Below are 1,909 nucleotides of genomic sequence, written 5' to 3'. Positions count from 1 at the left end.
AGACTCGAGACTCGGGAGATGCCGCCGCGAAAGAGACCCGCTTTGGAACGATCCACGGGCATGGTGGACCGCACCCGCGCTCAGCCGCGCACGACGTCCCCGAAGCGCTCCACCGGGTCCTCCTGCTCCTCCAGGACGAACCCGGCCCGTTCGTAGAGGCGGTGCGCGGGACGCTGCAGCGCCGTCGTCCACAGCATGATCTCGGAGTAGCCCGCCTCGGCGGCGAAGTCCACGCAGGCGCCGACCAGCGCCGCCCCGACGCCCGTCCCGCGGGCCCGCGGCTCGACGTGCAGCAGCCGGAGCTGCGCGACGTCGTCCTCCCGCCGGACGCAGAACACGGCGCCCAGCCGCTCCCCGTCCGACTCGGCGATCCAGGCGTTCTCCCGCTCCGGGTCGTGCCCGCGCACGTAGTCGGCGACGACGGAGGCGACCAGGGCCTCGTAGGTGCGGTCCCAGCCGCACTCCGCGTCGTAGAGGGCGCCGTTGCGCTCCACCACCCAGCCGAGGTCGCCGGGGCGCAGCGCGCGCAGAACGAACTCGGCTCCGCGGGGGCGCTCCCCGAGGACGTCCTGGACGGTGCGCATCGCCGCGAGCAGGCGGCGGCGGTCGACCGGGTCCAGGCCGTCCAGCAGCTCGCGGATCTCGGCGACGGACCGCTCGTCCAGCAGGGCGAACACCTCGCGGCCGCGCGGGGTGAGCCGGACGATCTGGCGCCGGGCGTCCCCCGGCGCCCGCTCCCGCGCGACGAGGCCGTCGGTCTCGAACCGGGCCAGCATCCGGCTGAGATAGCCCGCGTCGAGGTCGAGGGCGCGGCGCAGGGCCAGCACCTCGCTGTCCTCGCGCTGCGCCAGCTCGAAGATCACCCTGGCCTCGGTCAGCGAGTACGGCGACCGGACGACCCCCTCGCCGAGCACCCCGATGACGCCGGTGTAGAAGCGGTTGAACGCGCGGATCGTGCCGACGTCCTCCCGGGTCGCCTCCATGCCCGCCTCCTAACGTTTGACTCAGTCAAACATTAGGCGAGACGGGCGCCGCGCGCCACCCCCAGGGGTCGTCAGACGTTCGCCTCGGCCTTCGCGGGCCGCAGTTCCCGCGCGTCGCGGACCACCCTGCGCTCGACGAAGAAGGTCATCAGCGGCACGACGCCGCCGAGCACGATCATCACCATCCGGCCCAGCGGCCAGCCGGTGCGCCGCCACAGGTCGTAGGCGACCGCCAGGTAGACCATGTAGAGGAAGCCGTGGACGGGCGCCACGATGCCCGCGAGCGCCGGCATGTCGGTGGGGCCGTACTTGAGGATCATGCCGATGACCAGCAGCACCAGCAGCGTGCCGACCACCAGCGCCAGGATCCGGTACCTGGCCACCGCGCCTTCCACAGCAAACGTACCTTTCGTTCGGCTGCCCCTCGGGCGGGGCGGACCCCCATGGGCGGGGTGTGCGGGACGCGGGTCAGCCGCGCCCGCGGCTCTCGGAGTTGAGCCGCGCGAGGTAGCGGTTGTACGCCGCGAGCGCGGGGTCCTCTTCCTCCTGCTGCCGGATGATCTCCCGCTTGACCTCGGCCTCGGCGGGCTCCTCGATGGTCCTCGGCGCGGGCCGCACCCCGGCCCGCTCGTCCCGGATCATCTTGACCCACATCACGATCACGAAGATCGCGAAGATCGGCCACTCGAACGTGTAGGCCCAGCTGCGGTCGTTGCCGCCCTGGGCCCGGTCGAACTGCCACCAGCCGAAGCCGAGGAACGCGCCGCACAGCACGATGGCGAGCGCGTGAAGCCCGAGCCAGCCGGGGGTGAGGAACCGTCGCACGTCACCGAGCCTACCCCCGGTCCGGCGGCCCCCGACCGCGACCCCGGCCCGGCGCGCCGGGCTGAGGTTTCCCGCGAGCCTCTTGACGCGACCGGCGGGAC

General features: G+C 73.0%; 3 protein-coding genes. All 3 read right to left on the bottom strand.

Translation table 11 applies throughout. The features are described from left to right. Nucleotides 1-80: 80 nt before the first annotated feature. Nucleotides 81-983, bottom strand: coding sequence for a helix-turn-helix domain-containing GNAT family N-acetyltransferase (locus AB0C69_RS41830; RefSeq protein ID WP_360362384.1), 903 nt, complete (start codon nucleotides 981-983; stop codon nucleotides 81-83). 71 nt (nucleotides 984-1,054) lie between these two features. Further along, entirely contained in the window at nucleotides 1,055-1,378 is a 324-nt protein-coding gene (locus AB0C69_RS41825; protein ID WP_345184581.1) for a DUF3817 domain-containing protein, read from the bottom strand. 73 nt (nucleotides 1,379-1,451) lie between these two features. Further along, the coding region (locus tag AB0C69_RS41820) for a hypothetical protein (RefSeq protein ID WP_360362381.1) at nucleotides 1,452-1,909 on the bottom strand (458 nt) is incomplete at its 5' end.

The sequence above is a fragment of the Actinomadura sp. NPDC048032 genome (genome assembly GCF_040653175.1).
In the GTDB taxonomy this organism is placed as follows: domain Bacteria; phylum Actinomycetota; class Actinomycetes; order Streptosporangiales; family Streptosporangiaceae; genus Spirillospora; species Spirillospora verrucosospora.
Note: the sequence above shows the minus strand (reverse complement) of the source record. Positions and strands in the feature narration are given on the sequence as shown.